The 20,762-nt window shown below is 73.7% G+C and carries 18 protein-coding genes and 1 riboswitch; of the genes, 5 read left to right on the top strand and 13 right to left on the bottom strand.

Annotated elements, in window-relative coordinates:
- Positions 1-12 precede the first annotated feature (12 nt).
- Both QM782_RS01940 and QM782_RS01935 read right to left on the bottom strand, forming a co-directional pair.
- Positions 13-1,119, bottom strand: a complete 1,107-nt coding sequence (locus tag QM782_RS01940; RefSeq protein ID WP_415201258.1) for an acyltransferase family protein — start codon at positions 1,117-1,119, stop codon at positions 13-15.
- 24 nt (positions 1,120-1,143) lie between these two features.
- Positions 1,144-3,177 (bottom strand): diguanylate cyclase domain-containing protein, encoded by a 2,034-nt coding sequence (locus tag QM782_RS01935; RefSeq protein WP_415201257.1) that lies wholly within the window; start codon positions 3,175-3,177, stop codon positions 1,144-1,146.
- Between the two features lie 141 nt (positions 3,178-3,318).
- Here QM782_RS01935 and QM782_RS01930 point away from each other — a divergent pair, with 141 nt between their 5' ends.
- Together QM782_RS01930 and QM782_RS01925 are read left to right on the top strand one after the other, a co-directional pair.
- Entirely contained in the window at positions 3,319-4,731 is a 1,413-nt protein-coding gene (locus tag QM782_RS01930; RefSeq protein WP_415201256.1) for an alpha/beta hydrolase, read from the top strand.
- The gene (locus QM782_RS01925) at positions 4,728-6,932 is read left to right on the top strand and encodes a hypothetical protein (protein ID WP_415201255.1); all 2,205 of its coding nucleotides are present in this window, start codon (positions 4,728-4,730) and stop codon (positions 6,930-6,932) included. The genes QM782_RS01930 and QM782_RS01925 overlap by 4 nt, the downstream gene beginning before the upstream one ends.
- Here QM782_RS01925 and QM782_RS01920 read toward each other — a convergent pair.
- The 4 genes from QM782_RS01920 to clsB are packed head-to-tail and all read right to left on the bottom strand — an operon-like array spanning position 6,927 to position 11,397.
- Positions 6,927-8,351, bottom strand: a complete 1,425-nt coding sequence (locus QM782_RS01920) for an alpha,alpha-trehalose-phosphate synthase (UDP-forming) (protein ID WP_415201254.1) — start codon at positions 8,349-8,351, stop codon at positions 6,927-6,929. The two genes, QM782_RS01925 and QM782_RS01920, sit on opposite strands and share 6 nt — an antisense overlap.
- A gap of 57 nt (positions 8,352-8,408) precedes the next feature.
- Positions 8,409-9,164 carry a trehalose-phosphatase gene (gene otsB, locus QM782_RS01915; RefSeq protein ID WP_415201253.1) on the bottom strand — a complete coding sequence of 252 codons (756 nt, stop codon included), beginning with the start codon at positions 9,162-9,164 and terminating at the stop codon, positions 8,409-8,411.
- A complete protein-coding gene (locus tag QM782_RS01910; RefSeq protein ID WP_415201252.1) occupies positions 9,161-10,171 on the bottom strand; it encodes a lysylphosphatidylglycerol synthase domain-containing protein in 1,011 nt (336 codons plus the stop codon). The genes otsB and QM782_RS01910 overlap by 4 nt, the downstream gene beginning before the upstream one ends.
- A complete protein-coding gene (gene clsB, locus QM782_RS01905; protein ID WP_415201251.1) occupies positions 10,168-11,397 on the bottom strand; it encodes a cardiolipin synthase ClsB in 1,230 nt (409 codons plus the stop codon). The genes QM782_RS01910 and clsB overlap by 4 nt, the downstream gene beginning before the upstream one ends.
- A gap of 164 nt (positions 11,398-11,561) precedes the next feature.
- Here clsB and QM782_RS01900 point away from each other — a divergent pair, with 164 nt between their 5' ends.
- Together QM782_RS01900 and QM782_RS01895 are read left to right on the top strand one after the other, a co-directional pair.
- Positions 11,562-11,864, top strand: coding sequence for a helix-turn-helix transcriptional regulator (locus tag QM782_RS01900; protein ID WP_415201250.1), 303 nt, complete (start codon positions 11,562-11,564; stop codon positions 11,862-11,864).
- A gap of 53 nt (positions 11,865-11,917) precedes the next feature.
- Positions 11,918-13,225 carry a type II toxin-antitoxin system HipA family toxin gene (locus QM782_RS01895; RefSeq protein WP_415201249.1) on the top strand — a complete coding sequence of 436 codons (1,308 nt, stop codon included), beginning with the start codon at positions 11,918-11,920 and terminating at the stop codon, positions 13,223-13,225.
- Between the two features lie 49 nt (positions 13,226-13,274).
- Here QM782_RS01895 and QM782_RS01890 read toward each other — a convergent pair whose 3' ends face one another.
- Positions 13,275-14,090: an AraC family transcriptional regulator gene (locus QM782_RS01890; protein ID WP_415201248.1), complete on the bottom strand. Its 816-nt coding sequence runs from the start codon at positions 14,088-14,090 to the stop codon at positions 13,275-13,277.
- A gap of 71 nt (positions 14,091-14,161) precedes the next feature.
- Here QM782_RS01890 and QM782_RS01885 point away from each other — a divergent pair, with 71 nt between their 5' ends.
- Complete coding sequence (locus QM782_RS01885; protein ID WP_415201247.1) at positions 14,162-15,403, top strand: MFS transporter; 1,242 nt, start codon at positions 14,162-14,164, stop codon at positions 15,401-15,403.
- A 260-nt stretch (positions 15,404-15,663) separates the two neighbouring features.
- Here the strand turns inward: QM782_RS01885 and QM782_RS01880 are convergent, their stop codons facing one another.
- The 6 genes from QM782_RS01880 to QM782_RS01855 form a co-directional block, all read right to left on the bottom strand.
- Positions 15,664-16,167, bottom strand: a complete 504-nt coding sequence (locus tag QM782_RS01880) for a 6,7-dimethyl-8-ribityllumazine synthase (RefSeq protein WP_415201246.1) — start codon at positions 16,165-16,167, stop codon at positions 15,664-15,666.
- Positions 16,168-16,239: 72 nt separating this feature from the next.
- Positions 16,240-16,394: riboswitch (FMN riboswitch) on the bottom strand.
- A 65-nt stretch (positions 16,395-16,459) separates the two neighbouring features.
- Positions 16,460-17,566: an alpha/beta hydrolase family esterase gene (locus tag QM782_RS01875; protein WP_415201245.1), complete on the bottom strand. Its 1,107-nt coding sequence runs from the start codon at positions 17,564-17,566 to the stop codon at positions 16,460-16,462.
- 8 nt (positions 17,567-17,574) lie between these two features.
- On the bottom strand, positions 17,575-17,988 hold the full coding sequence (locus QM782_RS01870) for a CopG family transcriptional regulator (protein ID WP_415201244.1): 414 nt from the start codon (positions 17,986-17,988) through the stop codon (positions 17,575-17,577).
- Positions 17,989-18,047: 59 nt separating this feature from the next.
- Positions 18,048-18,965, bottom strand: coding sequence for a DMT family transporter (locus QM782_RS01865; RefSeq protein WP_415201243.1), 918 nt, complete (start codon positions 18,963-18,965; stop codon positions 18,048-18,050).
- A 62-nt stretch (positions 18,966-19,027) separates the two neighbouring features.
- Complete coding sequence (locus QM782_RS01860) at positions 19,028-19,693, bottom strand: hypothetical protein (protein WP_415201242.1); 666 nt, start codon at positions 19,691-19,693, stop codon at positions 19,028-19,030.
- Positions 19,690-20,643, bottom strand: coding sequence for a 5'/3'-nucleotidase SurE (locus QM782_RS01855; protein WP_415201241.1), 954 nt, complete (start codon positions 20,641-20,643; stop codon positions 19,690-19,692). Before QM782_RS01855 ends, QM782_RS01860 begins: the two co-directional genes overlap by 4 nt.
- Positions 20,644-20,762: the final 119 nt, after the last annotated feature.

The following is a 20,762-nucleotide window of genomic DNA, read 5'->3' as shown; positions in this document are numbered from 1 at the left end:
CCGCCGCCGCGCTCACCGCCCGGCCATCCGCATCAGCCAGCGCCGGAGCGGCGCCTTGCCGCGCTCGGCCAGCGGGCCCAGCAGCGCCACCACCGGCAGCGGCCCCAGCACGACCAGCAGGCGCCGCTGCTCCACCAGCCCCAGCCCGTCGGCCAGCGCCCCGAAGAACTGCAGCAGCGGCTGGTGGAACAGGTACAGCGCGAAGGTGAGCCCGGCCAGCCAGCGGATCGGCCGCTCCAGCGCCGCCGGCGGCGCGGCGGCATCGCGCAGCAGCCGCCGCGCGCCGACGAAGTGCAGCGTGACCAGCGTGCCGACCAGGTAGTTCGCGAGGAAGTGCTGCGAGAAGCCCAGCCGCGCCAGCCAGACGGGGCCGATCCATTGCAGCGTCAGCGCGTCCAGCGTTTCCTGCAGCAGCGAGAAGCGGTAGGCCAGGTACAGCGCGAGCGTGGCCGTGCACAGCGCGACGGCCGCGGGGCGGGGCAGGCGGTCGGCCAGCGGCGTGCGGCAGGCCCACACGCCGCCGAGCCACACGGGCAGCAGCAGCGCGATCTTGGGGCCCATGGCGAGCGCCACCAGCGCGACGGCGGCGACGCGCCGGCGGCCGCGCGTGAACAGGGCGGCCGCGAACAGCAGGTAGTACCAGAACTCGTAGCCGATCGACCAGTACGGCGTGTTGGTGAAGGGCTGGATCGACCAGAACCACAACTCGTGCAGGAACAGCAGGCAGGCCGCCAGGCGCGCGGCCGGGTGGCTGTACTCGTACAGCTCGAACGCATAGAGCTGCGGTGCCAGCCGCATGCCCACGGCGTCCAGCGCGGCGGTCAGTGCCAGTGCCGGCACGCAGACCGACCACAGCCGCGCCAGCCGGGCCGCCAGGTAGGGGGCGGGCCGGTTCTCGCCGCGCGCGGCGACGTGCGCGATCACGAAGCCGGACAGCACGAAGAACAGCATTACCGCGTCGTCGCCGAACACCGACAGGTGCCACAGCCCCGGCAGCCCGCCCGAGATGCGGTGGAAGCCGGCGTGCAGCAGGAACACCGCCGCCGCGGCCAGGAAGCGCAGCAGGTCCAGGTAGACCGACAGGGCCGGGCTCATCTCGGACGGTCGGGCGATGTGCATGCGCGGGGGCGGCGGGCGGGTACCTCAGAGCGCCTGCGGCTGCAGGCCGGTGGGGCGTGCTTCCGGCAGCAGGTCGGCGTCGCTGGCGACCACGCAGCGGGCGCGGCCCTGCTGCTTGGCGCGGTACAGCGCGGCGTCGGCGGCCTGCACCAGCCGTCCCGGTGCCAGGCCGCCGTGCGGCGCCACACTGGCCACGCCGATGCTGACCGTGACGTACGGGCCCGAGGGCGCGTCCGGATGCGGCAGGGCCGCGGCGGCGACCGCCTCCAGGCAGCGCTGCGCCACGCAGGCGCCGGCCTGCGCGTCGGCCTCGACCAGCAGCACGGCGAACTCCTCGCCGCCGTAGCGCGCCAGCTGCTCCACCGGCTGGCGCAGGCAGGACGACAGCGCCTGCGCGACCGCCCGCAGGCAGGCGTCGCCCTGGGGATGGCCCAGGGCGTCGTTGTAGGCCTTGAAATGGTCCACGTCGATCATCAGCAGGGCCAGCGGATGGCACTGGCGCAGCCCGCGCGACCATTCGGCGGCCAGCGTCAGGTCGAACTGCCGCCGGTTGGCGACGCCGGTCAGCTCGTCGGTCAGCGAGAGCGTGGCGAGCTGCGCGTTCATGCGCTCCAGTTCGAGCTGCGAGCGCTTGCGCTCGGTGATGTCCAGGTGGGTGCCGACCACGCGCAGCGGCCGGCCGCGGGCGTCGCGCTCCATCACCATGGCGTTGCTCAGCACCCAGATCCAGTGGCCGTCCCGGTGCTTGCGGCGGTGCTCGATCCGGTAGCTGGGCGTCTCGCCGCGCAGGAGGGCCCGGGCGGCCTGTTGCAGGGCCGGCATGTCGTCCGGGTGCACCAGGGTGCGCCAGAACGAGGTCTGCATCGGCTGGCTGGTGGGCGTCAGGCCCAGCATCTCCATGTCGCGCGCGTTCACGGTGACGGTGTCGCCGGCCAGGTCCCACTCCCACAGGCCGAGGTCGGCGCCGCGCAGTCCGAATTCCAGCTGCCGCGCGCTGCGGCGTTCGGCCTGGGCGGCGGCGCGCTCCATCCGCTCCTGGAGGCTGCGGCGGCGCTGGTGCCAGCGCAGCCAGGCGCCGCTGGCGGCCATGGCGGCCAGCAGCAGCAGGATCTCGTGGCGCGTCTGGGCGCGCCAGGGCGCCAGCACCGCGTCGGCGCTGCGGCTCATGCGCACCACCAGCGGCTGGTTCAGCCGCAGCCCGGGGGCGTGGATCGTGCGCATGGCCACCAGGCGCGGCCCGCCGCCGTCGGCCAGCGGGCCTTGCTGCACGGTCGTGGCCTGGCCGCTGCGCAGGTGCCGCTCGAACAGCGAGCCGGGCTGGTTCAGGTTGAAGCCCGGGCGCGAGGACTCTATCGGCGAGCTGACGATGATCTGCCCGCCGCCGTGCACCACGGTGGCGCGGGCGTCGCCGGCGTACAGCGCCGCGCGCAGCACCAGCTCGAAGTACTCCGCGTCCAGCGAGGCCGTGACCACGCCGGCGGCCCGGCCATCGTCGCCGCGCATGTTGCGGGCGAACACGGTGGCGACGCGGCCGGACACGCCCACGAACGGTGGCGATACGTACAGCCCGGCGCCGTCGGGGTCGTTGCGGGCGAGCTGGAAGTAGGAACGCAGCTGGAAGTCCTGGCCCACGAGGCCGGGCCGGCTGGCGGCCACGACCCGGCCCTGTGGGTCGAGCACCTGCAGCACGCCCACGCCGGGCATGGCGCTGGCCAGCAGGCGCAGCTGCGGCGATACGGGGTGGCCGGGGGATGCGGCGGACAGGTCGCCCGAGAACAGCAGGTAGCGCACGCTGGCCAGCGCGTCGCTGACGCCCTGCAGCTGGCGCACCAGGTTCAGCTCCACGGCCTCGGCCTGGTTCTGCAGGCGTTCCAGGTCGCGCTGGACCAGCGCCTCGCGCGCGGCCCGGATCGCGTGCGCGGCATAGGCCAGCAGTACCAACCACAGCAGCCCCCACAGCAGCCATTCGCGCACCGCACGCCGGCCCGGCAGCGCCCGCAGCCAGGCCAGGCCGTGCGCGCGGGCGAGGGGGGCGGGGATGGTTTCCGGCAAGTCCATGGGTCGGCCCGGTCAGCACAGGCAGGACCGGCGGGGGCAAGCGATGTTATGGCAGGCCGCCGGGCTGGCGGAGACGTCATCCGTTTGGATGATGTGCGACGCGCCTCGCCGGGCCTATGCTGCCCGCAGGAGGGTAGCCACATGCACGGACGACACGGGGGATGGACCGGCGCGATCGCCGGACGGGCGCGGCTGGCCGCGGCGCTGGCGGCCCTGGCGCTGGCCGGCTGCGCGGCGCCGCCCGCGCGGCTGGTGCCGAGCGAAGACGCGGCGACGCCGATGTGGCTCGACGCGCAGGGCCGCCCTCGGACCTTCGCGGCCTACGCGGAGGAAGCGCGCCGGCGCATCGCGGCCCGCAACACCGTGGTGGCGGCGCAGCGCACGCCGGCCGACCGCGAGGCCATGGCCGCGCTGGTCGGGCCGCACGAGTGGCCGCGAGCCGCAGGGGCCGGCACGGACTGCACGGCGGAGAACACCGATGCGCTGCTGCTGGTGCACGGCCTCACGGATTCGGCCTTCCTGATGCGCGACCTGGGCGATGCCCTGGCCCGCGCGCCCCTGGCGCCAGGGCGTTGCACGATGGCGCGCAGCCTGCTGCTGCCCGGGCACGGCACCGTGCCGGGCGACCTGCTGCGGGTGCGCTACGAAACCTGGCTGGCGGCCACCGAGTGGGGCGTGCGCAGCTTCGCGGGCAAGGCCGACCGGGTGCACCTGGTCGGCTTCTCGACGGGCGGGGCGCTCGGCATGTTGGCGGCGTACCGGCAGCACCCGCAGCCCGGTGCGCCGGCGCTGGCCAGCCTGGTGCTGGTATCGCCCGCGCTGCAGCCGCTCGACCGCCGGGCGCAGAAGCCCCTGGTCCTGCGCCTGCTCGCCGCCAGCGGCCTGAAGTCCTGGCTCGGCGAGCACGACGACGGCGACTTCGCCAAGTACGAGTCGTTCGCGCTCAACGGCGGCGCGCAGGTCGCGCGGCTGGCGCAGGTGCTGGACAGGGAAGAGGGCCCGTTCCCGCTGCCGGTGTTCATCGCCTTGAGCCTGGACGACCACACGGTGAATTCGCGCGTCACCGTCGAGCGCTTCCTCGCCCGGTCCGTGGACGGCAGCCGGCTCTGGCTGGCGGCGCCTGGCGCCGCCGCCCATTCCGACCCGCTGGTGCGCCGCGCGGCCGCCGACCCGCGGGCGCGGGTGGTGGACGCCGCCGCGGCGCCGGACGTGCGGGACATCGCCCACCCGGCGCTGCCGGTGCGCCCCGGCAACCCGCACTACGGCCGCGGGGGCGACTACGTGGACTGCCTGGCCTATGACGACGATGGGCTGCCGCCGGGCGACGCATGGTGTGCCTGCCTGGGCGCCCGCCCGGCGCGGCGCCCCCTGCCCCCAGCCTGCGAAGGGCGGCCGCCGGACCGCGCCGTGGTGTACGGCGAACTGCCGGTACCGCCCGCTGCGTCGGCCGGCCCGCTGCTGCGCCGGCTGACGTTCAACCCCCTGTTCGACGACATGGCGGCCGGGATGCTGGCGTTCCTGCGCCGGCAGGCCGCGGAAGGAGTGCAACCATGACCCCGGGCAACAACCAACACCACGGGTGGTCGCGTGTGCGCGGCGTACTGCGCGCCCTGGGCATCGCGGGCCTGCTGGCGCTGCTGTGCGCCGGCTGCACCTCGGTCGCGCCGTACCGCACGATCGTGCAAGAGGCCCCGCTGGCGCCGGACGAGGCCGAGTGCGCGCGCTACGACCCCGCCGCGGACGGCAGCCTGCGGCGTGTCGAACTGCGCGCGCAGCGCCGCACCGAGCGGCTGGATTGCTACGCCTACGCGATCGAGAGCACCGACCAGTACAAGCTGTTCTTCGTCGAGTTCGACGAACAGGGCCGCTTCTACGACCGGGCGCAGATGACGCGGCTGGAGCGCTACCTGCAGCACATGCGCCAGCGCGGCCGCGCGGTGGCGCGGTCGGGCAAGCCCGCGGAGGACTGCAGCGACGGTGGCGGCGGCCTGAGCATCGTGACCTTCGTGCACGGCTGGCGCCACAACGCGCGCCACGACGACGGCAACGTCCAGCTGGCGCGCCAGGTGTTGCGCTACACCTACGCCGGCGAGCAGGCCCGGCCCCAGTACAACCCGGCGCGCTGCCCGCGCCAGGTGGTCGGCATCTACGTGGGCTGGCGCGGCCTGTCCACCACCGCCACCGACGCCGCGGACAGCGCACTGCTGCGTACGTTGCTGGCCCCGTGGGAGCTGCTGTCCGTCTGGGACCGCAAGAACACCGCGCAGAACGTGGCGGTGGGTTCGGTGCGCGAGCTGTTCGGCACGGTGCGGGCCTACCAGGAGCTGCGCAACGACGAGGAAGGCGCGGCTTGCGGTTCCGCGGCCGAGGCCGGGGCGCCAGCGGCCGGCGGCGCGGGCCGGGCATCGGCGCGGCCCGCCGCAGCGAAGCCGGGGCCGGCGACCGGGAAGGGAAAGGACAACGCCGCTCCCAACTCGCTCGGCGTGTCCGAGTCCGTGCTGGGCACGGTCTACCAGTGCCTGGCCGTTCGCCACCTGATCGTCGGCCATTCGTTCGGCGCGCTGATCGTGCACAACGCGGTGGCCCAGCAACTGGTGGAGAACGTGGCGAGCGGCCGCTTCGTCGATCCGGACGAAGAGGGCTGCCGCCCCGGTCCCAGCGCCCGCCAGGGCGGCCGCGCGCTGGTGCGCGGCTATGCCGACCTGATCGTGCTGCTGAACCCGGCCGTGGAAGGCGCGCGCTACGAGCCGCTGCACGAGGCCGTGATGCGCCGCGGCCAGATCCGGAACCCGCGGACCGGCGCCTTCTGCCGGAACCAGAAGCCGGTGATGGTGGTGTTGACCTCCGAGCACGACCTGGCCACGCGGCAGGCGTTCTACGCCGTGCGGGCGCTGAACACGGTGTTCGAGAACAACCGTCCCTACAGCCCGCAGCTCAGCGCCGAGATGCGTGACTACGTTGCCCAGGAAGAGAGCCGCAGCAGCCTGCGCACGATGGGCCACGACCCGCGCTACACCACCCATGTGGTGGTCGGCTGGGACAAGTTCCTGCAGCAGCAGGCGGCGGGGCATGCGCCCGGGGCGCAGCCGGCCGGGACGTCACGGGGGGAGCCAGCGCGCAGCAGCCAGGCGCAGGCGCGTTTCGACGAGATGCGCAAGGCGGACCAGGAGGCCGCCGCGGCGCATGCCGCGCTGGCGGACGAGATCCGCCGCCGCTGCGCTTCCGGCGCGACGCCGTCGGCCGAGGACCAGCTGTTCTGCGCGGACGCCGCCGCGCGGAGCACCGCCAGCTCCGTCCCGCCGCAGGACCTGTTCGAGGCCTGCATGGCCGCCGCGCTGGTGGACGAGAACCTGGCGCGCGTGCTGCAGCCGGATGGCCAGGGCAGCGAGGGGCGCGGCGTGGCCGGCTGGGGCGCCCTGTTCGCGGGCGGCGCCGTGCTGAGCCATCTGCCCTACTACTTGCCGGACTACAACCTCGATGCGCACGAAGTGCTGGTCGGCAACGGCGACCTGCCGGAGTACCACTCGCCGTACAGCCCGGTCTGGAACGTGATAGTGCGCGACGCCAGCATCATCGACGGCCACAACGACGTGGATGGCGACAGCCTGGTCCGGTTGATCGCGCAGCTGTACCGCTCGGTCGTGCTGAGCAGCTTCGATCCGGCCGTCTTGCAGAAGCTGCCGGCCATCGCCGGGCAGGAACGCCAGCACTGCGCCACCCTGAGGACCGCGGCGCAGCACGGGCCGGCGCTATAGCCGCAGCCAGTCGGGCCCCGACTCCTCGGCGTCGGCCGCGGCCAGCTCGTCGAGGAAGCTGCGGCACCACCAGTGCACGTCGAAGCGGCGGATGCCGTCCATCAGGCGTTCGTGGCGGCGGCGGCGCTCGGCCAGCGGCATCTGCAGCGCGAACTGGATCGCGTCGGCCATGGCGGTGCTGTCGTAGGGGTTGACGAGCACGGCGTCGGCGCGCATCTGCTCGACCGCGCCGGCGAAGCGCGAGAGCACCAGCACGCCGGGATCTTCCGGGTCCTGCGCGGCGACGAACTCCTTGGCCACCAGGTTCATGCCGTCGCGCAGCGGCGTGACCAGCGCCACGCGCGCGGCGCGGTACAGGCCGGGCAGGCGGCGGCGCGCCATCGTGCGGTGCATGTAGCGCACCGGCATCCAGTCCAGTTCGCCGAAGTCGCCGTTCATCGAGCCGGCCAGGCTTTCGAGCTCGCGCAGGATGTCGCCGTAGGCGTCCACGCTCTCGCGGCTGGGCGCGGCGATCTGGATCAGCGTGGCGCGGCGGATGTTGTCCGGGTGCCGGCGCAGCAGCTCGCGGAAGGCGCGCAGCCGGTGCGGCAGGCCCTTGGAATAGTCCAGCCGGTCCACGCCGACCAGCAACTGGCGGCGCGAGTATTCCTCGCGCATGCGGCGGTACATCTCGGTGGCGTCGTGGGCGGTGGCCAGGGCGTCGAATTCCTCCACGTCGATGCCGATCGGGAACGCGGCGGTGCGCAGCGTGCGGCCGAAGGCGCGCCAGCGCCGGCCGTCGCCGTCGCGGTCCTCGGCGTGGGCCTCGATGGCGGCGTAGTGGTTGAAGTGCTGCAGGTCGGCCTCGCTCTGGAACCCCACCAGGTCGTAGGCGAACAGCGAGCGCGCCAGCCATTCGTGCGCCGGGATGGCCGCGAAGATCTGCGGCGGCGGCAGCGGGATGTGCAGGAAGAAGCCGATCCTGTGCCGGCTGCCCAGCGCGCGCAACTCGCCGGCCAGCGGGATCAGGTGGTAGTCGTGCACCCAGATCACGTCGTCCTCGCGCAGCAGCGGCAGCAGCTTGCGCGCGAACAGCTGGTTCACGCGGCGGTAGCCCTCGATGTAGCCGGCGTCGAAGTCGGCCAGGTCGAGCCGGTAGTGGAACACCGGCCACAGCACGGCGTTGGAGTAGCCGAGGTAGTAGGCGTCGTGGTCCCACTGCGAGAGGTCCAGCGTGGCCAGCGTGACGTTGCCGGCCTGGTGCAGATGGACGTGGGTGTCCTCCGGCGTGGGGCCTTCGATGTCGAGGACCTTGCCGCTCCAGCCGAACCACAGGCCGCCGCCTGCCTGCAGCGCGCCGGACAGCGCCACGGCCAGGCCACCGGCTTCGGTCTTGCGGGGATCGGCGACGCGGTTGGAGACGCAGACGAGACGGGCCACGCGGTATTCCTTTTCTGGGGTGGGCAATGGGGGATGGATGGGCGGCAGGGGCGGGGGTCAGCGCGGGGCGGGGCCCTCCACCCAGGCCTGCAGCGCGGCGCGCACGGCCGCGGGATGGGCGATGCGGTGGCGCGCCTGCGTGGTGCCCGGGCCGACCTTGATGCCGGTGCCGCCGTGCTGCTGTGCGGCGGCGAAGCCGGGCTCGTCGGTGGTGTCGTCGCCCAGGAACACCGGCGTGCGCCCGGCGAACGGCGGCTCGCCCAGGAAGGCGCCGATCGCCATGCCCTTGTCGGCCAGCGCGGACTTGGCCTCGAACACCATCTTGCCGTGCAGCAGGCTGACGCCGGGCGAGGCGGCCACCGCGGCCTGCATGACTTCGCCGCACAGCGCCTCGAGCTGCGGCGCCTGCCGGTAGTGCAGCGCCAGCGCGCCGCGCTTGGGCTCCAGCGCCAGCGCGGGGTGGCGGCGCAGCAGGTCGGCGGCGGCGCGTTCCACGGCGTCCAGCGAGGGCGCGGGCAGCAGCACCAGGCTGCCGTCGGCCGCGCGCCGCTCGCTGCCGTGCACGCCGGCCACCGGCAGGTCCAGCGGGTGCAGGAAGGTGTCGATGGCGCCGACCGCGCGGCCCGAGACCACCGCCAGCGCGCCGCCCAGGCGCGTGCGCAGCGCGGCGAGCAGCGGCACCAGCGTGTCGGGGATCACGATGGCGTCGGGCTCGGGCGCGAGCTCGACCAGCGTGCCGTCGAAGTCCAGGAACAGCGCCGAGCGGTCGGCGTCCAGCAGCGGGGCGAGGGGGAGGTCGTCGGGAATCGTCATGCGTCGCGGGGGCGCTGCCGGTGGCGCAGCTCCAGGAACAGGAACAGCACCACGGCCAGCGCCAGCGGTGCGAGGTAGTACAGCGCGCGGTAGGCCAGCAGCGTGCCGATCAGCGTGGCCGGCGCAAGTTGCGTGCCCAGCAGCGCCACGAACACCGCCTCCAGCACGCCCAGGCCGGCCGGCACGTGCGTGACGACGCCGGCCACGGCCGCCAGCAGCAGCACCGCGAGCACCGTCGGGTAGTCCACCTGCTGGCGCAGCAGCACGTGGATGGCGGCCGCGATCAGCGCCCAGTTGGCGCACGACAGCGCCAGCTGCAGCGCCGCCATGCGGCCCGAGGGCAGCCTGAACGTATGGCCGCGCAGGCGCAGGCTGCGGTGCGCGGCGCCGGCGACGGCGCACAGCGCCAGGTAGCCCAGCGCCGCGGCGGCCAGCAGCGCGCCGGCGATGCGCAGCACGCCGGGGGCGATGTGCCAGTCCGCCGGCAGCGCCGGCGGGAACAGCGCGAAGGCCAGGCCGCCCAGCAGCAGGTAGCCCAGCCAGTTGGTCGCCAGGCTCAGCCCCAGGATGCGCGCGATCTGCAGGTGGTCCAGCCCGAGGCGGCCGTACAGCCGGTAGCGCGAGGCCACGCTGCCGACCAGCGCGCCGAAGTTCAGGTTGAACGCGTAGCTGACGAAGGTGATGCCCATCACCGTGGGCACCGGCAGCCGGTGGCCGGTGGCGTGGCGGCCGATCAGGTCGAAGGTGGCATACAGCAGGTGGCTGGCGAAGGCCAGTGCCCCCGCCAGCAGCAGCACCGACGGCGGCAGGCTGCGCAGCGTCTGCGCGACCTCGTCCCAGTGGATGGTGCGCGCCTGGTTCACCAGCAGGATGCCGACCGCCACGAAGAACGCGCCCCACAGCGCCCGGCGGGCCCAGGGCCACCACGCGCGGGCGGCGATGCCCTGGCGCACCGGATGCGCCTGGCGCGGCAGGGCCGCGGGGCGGCGCAGGCTGGTGGCGCTCATGGCGCGGCTTCCCTGACCTGCGGCGGGCCGGCCGGCTCCAGCTGCGGCTGGTGGCGCGGCAGGCTGCCCAGCCAACTGGGATAGCGGCGCAGCACGTGGAACACCACGAAGCTGCGCAGCAGCTGCCAGCGTGTGGGTTCGCCGATGGTGTCGCGGTCGATCGGCCGGCAGGCGGTATCCACCAGGTGGTCCAGCCGCGCGCGCAGCGTCCGGTTGAAGGCGCGGTCGTGGATCAGCACGTTGGCCTCCAGGTTCAGCGCCAGGCTCAGCGGGTCCAGGTTGCTCGACCCCACGGTGGCCCACTGGTCGTCCACCAGCGCTACCTTGCCGTGCAGCGGGCGCTCGCAGTATTCGTAGACCTCCACGCCCGCGTGCACCAGGTGGTGGTACAGCATGCGCGCGGCCATGGTCACGATCGGCATGTCGGGCTCGCCCTGCAGGATCAGCCGCACCTGCACGCCGCGCCCGGCGGCGCGCCGCAGCTCGCGGATCAGCCGGTAGCCGGGGAAGAAGTAGGCGTTGGCGATCGTGACCCGCTCGCGCGCGGCGCGGATCGCCAGGCGGTAGTAGCGCTCGATGTCGTTCGGGTGGCGCACGTTGTCGCGCGTGACCAGCATGGCCTGCGCGTCGCCGGCCGGCGGCAGCGCCCTGGCGCGCTTGCGCAGCAGTGGCCGGTGGCGGAACCAGCGGCGCACGCCCTGCTGGCGCCGCGTGCCTTCGGCCAGCATGGCGTGCACGAAGCGGTGGATGTCGCCGACCAGGGGGCCGCGGATCTGCACCGCATAGTCCTGCTTGGCCTGCGGGCCGTAGTCCATCAGGTGGTCGGCCGAGTAGTTGATGCCGCCGACGAAGGCCAGCTGCGCGTCGACCACGACGATCTTGCGGTGCATGCGGCGCAGCATGTTGGTACGCCAGCCGAACAGGCGCAGGCCGGGGTCGAACACGTGCACGCGCACGCCGGCCTCGCACAGCGTGCCGACGAAGCGCTCGGACAGGTCGGGCGAGCCGAAGCCGTCGATCGTCACGTCCACCTGCACGCCGCGCCGCGCCGCCGCCAGCAGCGCCGCATGCAGGTCCAGGCCGACCTTGTCCTCGAACAGGATGAAGGTCTCCAGCACCACCTCCTCGCGGGCGCCGGCGATGGCCTCGAACACGCGCGGAAAGAATTCCTCGCCGTTCTCCAGCAGTTGCAGGTCGTTTCCGCGGGTCCAGCGCGTCGGGTTCATGGTGTGGTTGGGGGCAGGCAGAGAGCGAGACGAGGTGTACCCCGCATGGCGCCGTTCACCTGTAGGACAAGGACGGCTGGGCCTGTGCCGCGAAAGCGCGACCTGCCGTATGGGCGGTGGTTGTGCTACTCTTGATGATCTTCATGCATTGAAAGATCATTTAAATGAGCATCACCACGCTGCTGGCCGACGCCCGCAAGGCCCGCGGCATGACGCAGGCCGCGCTGGCCGACGCCGCCGGCCTGTCGCGCATGACGGTGCAGCGCACCGAGGCCGGCGAGATCGACCCGCGCCTGTCCACGCTGCTGGAGATGGCGCGCGTGCTGGGCCTGGAACTGCTGGCCGTGCCGGCGGCGCTGCGGCCCGAGCTGGAGGCCTTCGTGCGCGCCGGCGGCCGGCTGCTGGCCCAGCCGCCCGGGGCCGGCGCGCCGCCTTCGGTGGTCGACGCGATCGGGCGCGGCCGGTGAGTCCCGCCGGGCTGCCCCAAGGTGCCCGCGCCGCCGCCCGTATGGGCGAAGGCATGCCGGCGGCCACCACGATCCGCTACCTGCGGATGCACCTGCACCTGCCGGACCGCAGCCGGCGCGCGATCGGCTACCTGTCGCAGTACGGCGACATCCTGCGCGCCTCGTTCGACGCCGACTACATCGCCGATCCGGCGCGGCCCCTGCTGTCGCTGGCCCTGCGCGGCGAGAGCGAGCCGGCCACGCGCCAGATCCTCTCGGCCGCGCACGACGCGCGGCTGGTCAGCCTGGGCGGGCGCTGGCCACCGTACTTCGCCAACCTGCTGTCCGAGGGCCACAACCGCGAGCGGCTGGCGCGCGAGCGCGGCTGCAGCCCCGACGACGAGTTCGAGCTGCTGGCCGCGGCCGGCCACGACCTGATGGGCGCCATCGAGGTCGAGCCGGTGCCCGCGCGCGAGGGCATCCCCGACGTGGTGCGCCACTGGCACACCGCGCTGGGCCTGGACGTGCTGGAGCCCGGCTTCGTCGAGGCGCCGGTGGAAGACGCCGCGGCGCTGCCCGGCGTGGTCACCAAGTTCTCGGCCGTGCAGGACGGCCGGCGCTACGTGGTGCGCCGCCGCGGCCAGGCCGGCGCCTTCATCCTGAAGCTGCCGACCGCGCGCCACCCCGAGCTGGTCGCCAACGAGATGGCCGGCTACCGCCTGTGCGGGGCGCTGGGCCTGGCCTGCGCGCAGGCGTACGTGATCTCGCGCGCGGACGCCGAACTGCCCGAGCAGGTGCCGTTCGACCAGATCCTCGCGGTGCCGCGCTTCGACCGCGGGCCGGACGGCCTGCGCATCCACATGGAGGAGTTCGCCCAGGCGCTGCAGTACCCGCCGCAGCACAAGTACGGCCGCGACATGGTGCGCGACTACGCCACCATGCTGCAGGTGCTGGACCGCTACTCGGCCCGCCCGGCGCCGGACGTGCGCGAGTTCGTGGCGCGCTTCGTCGCCTTCGTCCTGCTGGGCAACACCGACGCGCACCTGAAGAACTGGGCGCTGCTGTACCCCGACGCACGCACCCCGGTGCTGGCGCCGCTGTACGACCCGGTCTGCGTCAGCGCGCTGTTCGCCGACGTGGCGCCGGGCGAATACGCCGTGAACCGCGCCATCGACGCGCGGCTGCGCGCCTTCGGCTGGGACCAGCTGGAGGCCCTGCTGAAGGCCGCGCGGCTGCTGCGCGTGCCCAACCTGCTGCGCGTCGCCCGCCAGCTGGTGCGCCAGGCGCAGGCCGAATGGCCGGCACTGCTGCGCGAGGCGCCGGCGGCGGTGCGCGACGCGGTGGCGCAGCGGCTGTCGGGCGGGGTGGCGCTGGCGGCCTGAGCGCCGCAGGCCGGCTGGCGCGCCGCGCGACCGGCCGTGGCCGGTGTGGTCAGCGTCCCTGCACGCTGCTCGGCGGCTGGCCCATGGCGGCCTTGAACATGGCCGAGAACGCGCTCTCGCTGGCGTAGCCCGTGGCCGCGGCCGCCTGTGCGACCGAGGCGCCCCGCGCCAGCAGCGGCAGCGCGTGCGCCAGCGCGGCCTGCTGGCGCCACTGCTGGTAGCTGGTGCCCAGCTGGTCGCGGAACAGCCGGGCGATGGTGCGCTCGCTGGCGCCCACGTCGGCGGCCCAGCCGGCCAGCGTGGTGCGCGCGGAAGGCTGGCGCAGCACGGCCTCGCAGACCGCGCGCAGCCGCTTGTCGCCGTGCTGCGCATGCGGCATCGGCACGGCCAGCTTCTGCGGGTCGGCATGGGCGATCTCGTCGAGCACCAGCCGGATCAGCAGCGCCTCGCGCTCGGGGCGCGGCGCCAGGTCCAGCGCCTGCACCAGCTCGCGCAGCAGCGGCGAGACCACGATCATGCGGCTGCCGCGCCAGCCGGGCGGCGTCACGTCCGCGTGCAGGTACAGGGTGCGGAATTCGGCTGCCTCCAGCACGTCGATGCAGTGCATCTCGCCCGGTGCGATCCAGACCGCGCGCGAGGGCGGCAGGATGTAGGTCGTCTCGCCCGGGCCCTGCTCGCCGGCCAGCACGCGCACGCGCACGGTGCCGGTGGCGCAGTAGGCCAGCTGTGCCCACGGATGGCGGTGCGGCTCGAAGTGCGTGTCCGCCGGCATGCTGCGCGCGCGCACACGCACCGGGCGCGCGGCGTCCGGCGTGAAGGTGTGCGTGTCGCCGAGGGGCACGAGACGGGTGGTGCGGCCGGGCATGGGCCGGATTGTCCGGTATTCGACGAAGTCTGTCGTTTCGTCGCGATTCGGAAGCCGTAGCATCGCGCCCCATGAGCACCACATCAGCGGCCTCCCTGCCGGCGGGCAAGGCGGGCCTGAGGCAGGACGCGCAGGTCATCGGCCTGGTGGGCATCGCCCACCTGGTCAGCCACTTCAGCCAGCTGCTGCTGGCGCCGCTGTTCCCCTGGCTGAAGGATGCCTTCGGCGTCGGCTACGCGGAGCTGGGCTTCCTGATGACGATCTTCTTCGTGGTCTCCTGCGCGGTGCAGGCGGCCTCGGGCTTCGTGGTGGACCGCTTCGGGCCGCGGCCGGTGCTGTTCGGCGGACTGGCGCTGCTGGCGCTGGCGGCCTTCGGCTACGCGACCAGCACGCAGTACTGGATGCTGGCGCTGTGGTCCGTCGTGGCCGGCCTGGGCAACGGGGTGTTCCATCCGGTGGACTACACGCTGCTGAACCGCAAGATCAGCCCGGCGCGGCTGGGCCACGGCTACAGCGTGCACGGCATCACCGGCAGCCTGGGCTGGGCGCTGGCGCCGGCCCTGCTGGTGCCGGTGACGATCGCGGTGTCCTGGCGCACGGCGCTGGTCTGCGCGGGCGTGTTCGCCACGGCCGTGCTGGTGCTGCTGCTGGTGCACGGCGACAAGCTGGCGCTGCCGGCCGCGCCGGCGGCCAAGCCCGGCGCGGCGGCGGACAGCAGCTTCGGCTTCCTGCGCATCCCGGCCGTCTGGATGTGCTTCGGTTTCTTCTTCTTCTATGCCATGGCGCTGGGCGCCGTGCAGGCCTTCGCGCCCGGCGCCGCGCGCGAACTGCACGCGGTGCCGGTGGCTCAGGCCGCGCTGTGCCTGACGGTCTACATGGTCTGCAGCGCCGCGGCCATGGTGGGCGGCGGCTTCCTGGTGGCCGACCCGACGCGCTGCGAGAAGGTGGTGGCCATCGGCATCGGCTTCGCGGCCTGCGTGGCGCTGTGCCTCGGCTTGCTGGACGTGCCGGGCGCGCTGGTGCCGGTGCTGTTCGGCCTGATGGGCCTGGGCGCCGGCCTGGCCGGTCCGTCGCGCGACATGATCGTCAAGCGCGCCACGCCGCCGAACGCCAGCGGCCGTGTCTACGGCGTGGTGTATTCGGGCCTGGACATCGGCCAGGCCATCGCGCCGCTGGTGTTCGGCACGCTGATGGACCGGCAGCAGTACCGCGCGATCTTCGTCGGCCTGGCCCTGGTCCAGGCCGTGCTGATCGCCAGCGCGTTCAACGTCGGCCGCGTGCGGCGCACGCCCGCAGCCCCCGCGCACGCCTGAGCCACGCCCGCCTGTCAGCCGCGTAGGCCAGCCGGGCGAGGGCGCAAGCTCTGCCGTGAAGGCCGTCGAATCAGCACCGCCCGCCTCGACCGTGCAAGCCAGCCGGGCGAGGGCGCAAGCTCTGCCGTGAAGTCCATCGAATCAGCACCGCCCGCCTCGACCGTGCAAGCCAGCCAGGCGAGGGCGCCAGCCCGGAGGGACCGCCCCCTGCGGGACCCCACCCGGAGGGTGGGGTCCCGCAGGGGGTGGGCCCGTAGGGATCAAGCCGCCAGCAACGTCTCCAGCCGCTGCAGTCCGGCGATCGTCTGCACGCAGGCCTGCGCGGCCTCGGTGCCCTTCACGGCGAAGTGCTGCTGGAAGTACTTGCGGTGCTCCACGTGCTCGTGGAAGTGGTGCGGCGTCAGCACCGCCGAGATCATCGGCACCAGGGTCTGCAGCTGCAGGTCCATCAGCCGGCTGACCACGGCGTCGGCGACGAATTCGTGGCGGTAGATGCCGCCATCGACGACCAGCGCGCAGCAGACGACGGCGGCGTAGCGGCCGGACAGCGCCAGCCGCTTGGCGTGCAGCGGGATCTCGAAGGCGCCGGGCACGTCGAGCACGTCGATCTGCGTGCGCGGCACGCCCAGGCGCTCCATCTCGGCGAGGAAGGCCTCGCGCGCCTGGTGGACGATGTCGGAATGCCACTGCGCCTCGACGAAGGCGATGCGTCGGCGGTCGCCGCCGGCGTGCGTGGGGAGGGGAAGGTCGTTGAGCTGACTCACGGTGTTTCCTTGGAGCAAGGTTGGCCTGAATCAGGGCGCACGAGCGCAGGGCCGCAGACGCGGCCCGGACGTTCGCGCTCTCTTGCATCCGGACTGTGACCGTCGGCTCCGGGATCGCACCGGGATCTGCTGACCCTCGCGCGCGGGGCGCGAGGCGCTCGCGGGCTCGTGCGGGCAAGCCCGCCATCACCGCCGGTGGGGAATTGCACCCCGCCCTGAGAACGCTTCGCCCCGCGCGGCGGTGGCCGTGCGGGGCGGGCGCGATTCTAGGGGCGCGCGGGCGCGCCGGCTGTCACGCCGACGACGGCTGCCGGTGCGACAGGAAGAAGCGGAGCATCTCGGCGCTGGCGTCCACGCCGCCGGGGGCGGCATGGCTGCCGGCCGCGCTGCCGCCGGACCAGGCGTGGCCCAGGCCGTGCAGCTGCCAGTACTCGACCAGGCTCGCGCCGCCGGGCGCGCGGAACACGGTCTGCGTGAAGCGCCGGCCGTCCGGCGTCTGGCCGCGGCGCGTCTCGGCGGGGCCGGCCTGCGGCTGGCCCTGGCGCGCGGCCTCGGCCAGCGCGGCGCCGTTGGCCGGGTGCACCGTGGCGTCGGCATCGCCGTGGAACACGATGAGCGGCCGGACGGCGGCGCCGGCCTGCGGGCCGGCATGGCCGCCGTCGCGCATCGCGGCCAGCGCGGCGGGCAGGTCGGCCGCGGCGCCGGCCGGCACGCCCGAATGCACGCCGACGGCGGCGAACAGGTCCGGGTAGGCGCGGCCCAGGATGTCGGCCATGGCGCCGCCGGCGGACAGGCCGGCCACGTAGAGGCGCGCCGGGTCCGCCCCGTGCGCGGCCGCGACCGTGCGCACCAGGCTCGCCAGCAGCGCCGGCTCGCCGCGCTCGCGCTGCTGGTGCTGGGGCTTGAACCAGTTCCAGCAGCCGTGGGCGTTCGCGCGGTGCGGCTGCTCCGGGTACAGCACCAGCACGCCGGCCTCGCGCGCCAGCGCGTCCATGCGCGTGCCGGCGGCGAAATCGTCCGGGTCCTGCGTGCAGCCGTGCAGCATCAGCACCAGCGGGCGCTTGGCAGCGGCGGCGGCACCGGCCGGCGCCGGGGGCACGTAGAGCCGGTAGCGGATCTGGCGGCCGCCGTGGGCGTGCTGGCCGTGCAGCCACTGCTCGCCCGCGGCGGCAGGGTCGGCTGGGGCAGATGAGGCGGCCGGGCTGGCTAGGGTGGCCGGATCATCGTCGACCACGCGCGTCTCGGCGTCGATGACCAGCCCGTCGTCGGCCGGCGCCGTCTGCGGCGCCGGCGCATGGCCGCCCAGTGCGCGCTGGATCAGCGCGGTGGCGGCCTGCAGGTCGCCCGCCCGGGTGAGGCGGGTGGCCTGTTCCAGCAGGTCGGGGAAGAAGTGCTTCATGGTGGCTCTCAGTGGATGCGCCCGGCGAGTGCGGCGCGGACGGCCGGGCTCGCATGCAGCGCGCCCAGCACGGTGAGGGATTCGATGGTGTCGGCCGCCAGTTCGGCCGTCACGTCGGACGCGATGCTGGCCAGGCCGAGCACGCGGACCTGCAGTTTCTCGCCCGCGGCGCGCACGCGTTCGAGGTCGGCGGCCGTGAAATGCTGCAGGCCGAGGACCAGCATCTTGCGTGCCACGACCTGGCGCAGCGCCTCGGCGTGCGTGGCCAGGTGGCTGCGGATCGCCGTGCGGATGAAGTCGCTGCGGTTGGCGTAGAAGCCCTCGGCGACCAGCAGGTCGATCTGCCCGAGGTCGACGTAGCCGAGGTTGATGGTGAGTTTCTCGGACTCGCCGGTGCGGGGGGTGGAGGTGGTCGTACTCATGGAAAACATCTCGATGCCATCCATATGGATGGTCAACGGATGTTTTCAAGGGGCGACGTTCATTCCGGCTGCGCGTTCAGCAGTTGCGCGCGGGCCTGCCGGCTGCGCTCGTGGTGCACCACGAACAGGCCCGAGCCGAGCAGCAGCGCGATGCCGGCCCAGGCCCAGGCGTTGGGCACGTCGCCCCAGACCAGGAAACCCAGTGCCACGGCGAACAGCAGCGCCGAGTAGCGGAACGGCGCCGTCAGCGACACCTCGCCCTGGCGCATGCACTGGATGATCAGGAAATAGCCCGTCACCAGGAACACCGAGGCGCCGGCCAGCCAGCCGAGCTGGGCCGCGCCGACCGGCTGCCAGCCCTGCGCCAGCGACAGCGCGCCGGCCAGCAGCGTGACCGCCAGCGCGGTGGACAGCGTGACCACGATGGACGGGATGGCCGGATCGATACGCCGCGTCAGCAGGTCGCGCATGGCCTGGAACAGCGTGCCCAGCAGGCACAGGAGCGCCCAGGCATTGAAGCTGTCGCCGCGCGGCTGCACCACGCACAGCACGCCGGCGAAACCCAGCGCGACGGCCAGCCAGCGCGCCGGGCCCGGCCGCTCGTGCAGCAGCCAGACCGCGAACAGCACCATGAACAGCGGCGCCGCCAGGTTGATCGCGATGGCATTGGCCAGCGGCAGGTGGAACAGCGAGAACAGGTACAGCACGGTGCCGCAGGCGTCCGCGGCGGCGCGCAGCGCCACGCGCGGCTGCAGCACGCGGCCCAGTTGCCGGCCGGCCCCCAGCGCCAGCGCCAGGCCCAGCACCAGCAGCGAGGCCATGGCGCCGCGCAGGAAGATCAGCTGGGCCGACGGCAGGCTGGCGCTGACGTACTTGACCAGGGTGTCGTTGGCCACGAAGCCGGCCATGGCGCCCACCATCATCAGGATGCCGCGGCGGTTCGCGGCGTGGTGGGCGGCTGCTGTCTGTTCTGTCATGCCGGCGGTTCTACACCACGCGGCGGCGCGGGCCGGGCGTGCCGGCCCCCTGGGGCGGGATGTCAGGCCCCGGGCTCGCCGTAGCCGCGCAGGTCGACCAGCCGGCTGCCGTCGTCGGCCAGCAGCCGCAGGGCGGCCGGCGCGTCCGACGGGTCCTGCACCAGCACGCCGGTGGCGCTGGCGGGCAGGCCCGGGCAGTCCCTGGCCGCCAGCGTGGCGGACAGGGTGCCGGGCAGCGCGCCCGCCGCCAGCGTGCCGCTGAGCTGGCAGCGCGACAGCGTTCCCGCCGTCAGGCGCCCGTCCGTGCCGATCCGGAAGTCCGCGGCCGATCCGTCGGACAGGCGGACCACGTAGCGGCCGGCCAGCGCCGGCAGCGCGGGCGTGGCCGCAGCCACGGCCTGGCTGCGCAGGAACTGCACGTCGAGATCGGCCTGCGGCTCCGGCACCGCCACCCAGGGGCTGCCGCCGCCGGGGCGGCGCAGCAGCAGGCTGGCGGCGTCGTGGTCGTCCTCCAGCACCAGCAGCCGCTTGCCGTCGGCGCTGGCGTAGTAGCGGCCTACCGTGGGCTGGTCCGCGTTGCCGGTGCTGACCATGTGGACGCCGGCGGGCAGGTCGCCCACGGTCACCGCCGGCCGGGAGTCGTCGCCGCCGCCGCAGGCGGTCATCGATGCCGCGGCAGCGCAGGCCGCCGCGGCCAGGATCGAGCGCTTCACGTCGTCGGCCCTCATTCGGCGAACAGGTCGCGCAGGCGCAGGCGCAGCCATTCCTGGCCGGCCGGCCGGTGCTCGAAGCCCAGCTGCATGGCCGACACCGCCACCTTGCTGCGGTAGACGACGGACTCGTCCTCGCGCTGCGCGGCGGTCGGCGCGCCGGTGTTCATCGCGATGCCGAGGCCGTAGGGCACCGCGTTGTTGAACGTCAGGCCGTAGGCGTTGAAGGTGCCGATGCGCGAGAAGGCGAAGGGCGTGCCGGCCGCGATCTCCTTGGGGAAGTTGACGTTCAGCGCCACGCCCGCGGGCAGCAGCGGGCCGGTGCCGGCCTTGGCCTTGAGCGCGTCCAGCAGCTTGACCGTCAGCTGGGCCACGATCGCCGACTTCGGGTTCGCCAGGCCGGTGTTGTCGGTGGTGTCGCCGTCGGCGCTGAGCGCGATCGCCGGAATGTCGCGCGCGCCCGCGGCCTGCACGTTGCTGACGGTGCCGGAGGAATTGATGATGGCGCCCAGGTTCTGCCCCTCGTTGGGGCCGGACAGCACCACGTCCGGCGCCTTGCCCCAGCGGTTCTTGGCCGCCACGTCCAGGCCGTACAGCGTCGCCATGACCGGCGTGCCGTGCACGTAGAAGAAGTCGCCGTTGGTGTAGCCCGCCTTGGTGAAGGGACCGACGGCCGGTGCGCCGGCGGGCGCCGCGCCGTTGTGGCAGCCGCCCTTGGCGGTGACCTGCGGGTCGCTGGTGGCCTCGATCGTCGCCGTGCTGTACATCACGATGCCGGCGCCTCGGCCGCTCTGGCCGGTGCAGGGCACCGAGACCACCACGTCGTGGCCCGCGCCCTTGAGGGCGTCGTACAAGGCCTTGAGGTTGCTGGTCAGGCCGTCGTCGTTGGACAGCACGATGTTCAGCGCGAAGGCGGGACTGGCCAGGCCAAGGGCCATGGCGGCGGAGACGGCAAGTCTGGGAAGCATGTTGTGGATGGCGTGTGCGAAGGAAAAGAAAGGGCCCCGGCAGGGAGGGCAGGGCGCCCCACGGATGCTGCCCGGCGTACATTGCAGCGGCGTGACACGGTGGCCGCCGCCGGCCGCAT

This window comes from Pseudorhodoferax sp. (assembly GCF_047601025.1).
Lineage (GTDB): Bacteria > Pseudomonadota > Gammaproteobacteria > Burkholderiales > Burkholderiaceae_C > Pseudorhodoferax.
Note: the sequence above shows the minus strand (reverse complement) of the source record. Positions and strands in the feature narration are given on the sequence as shown.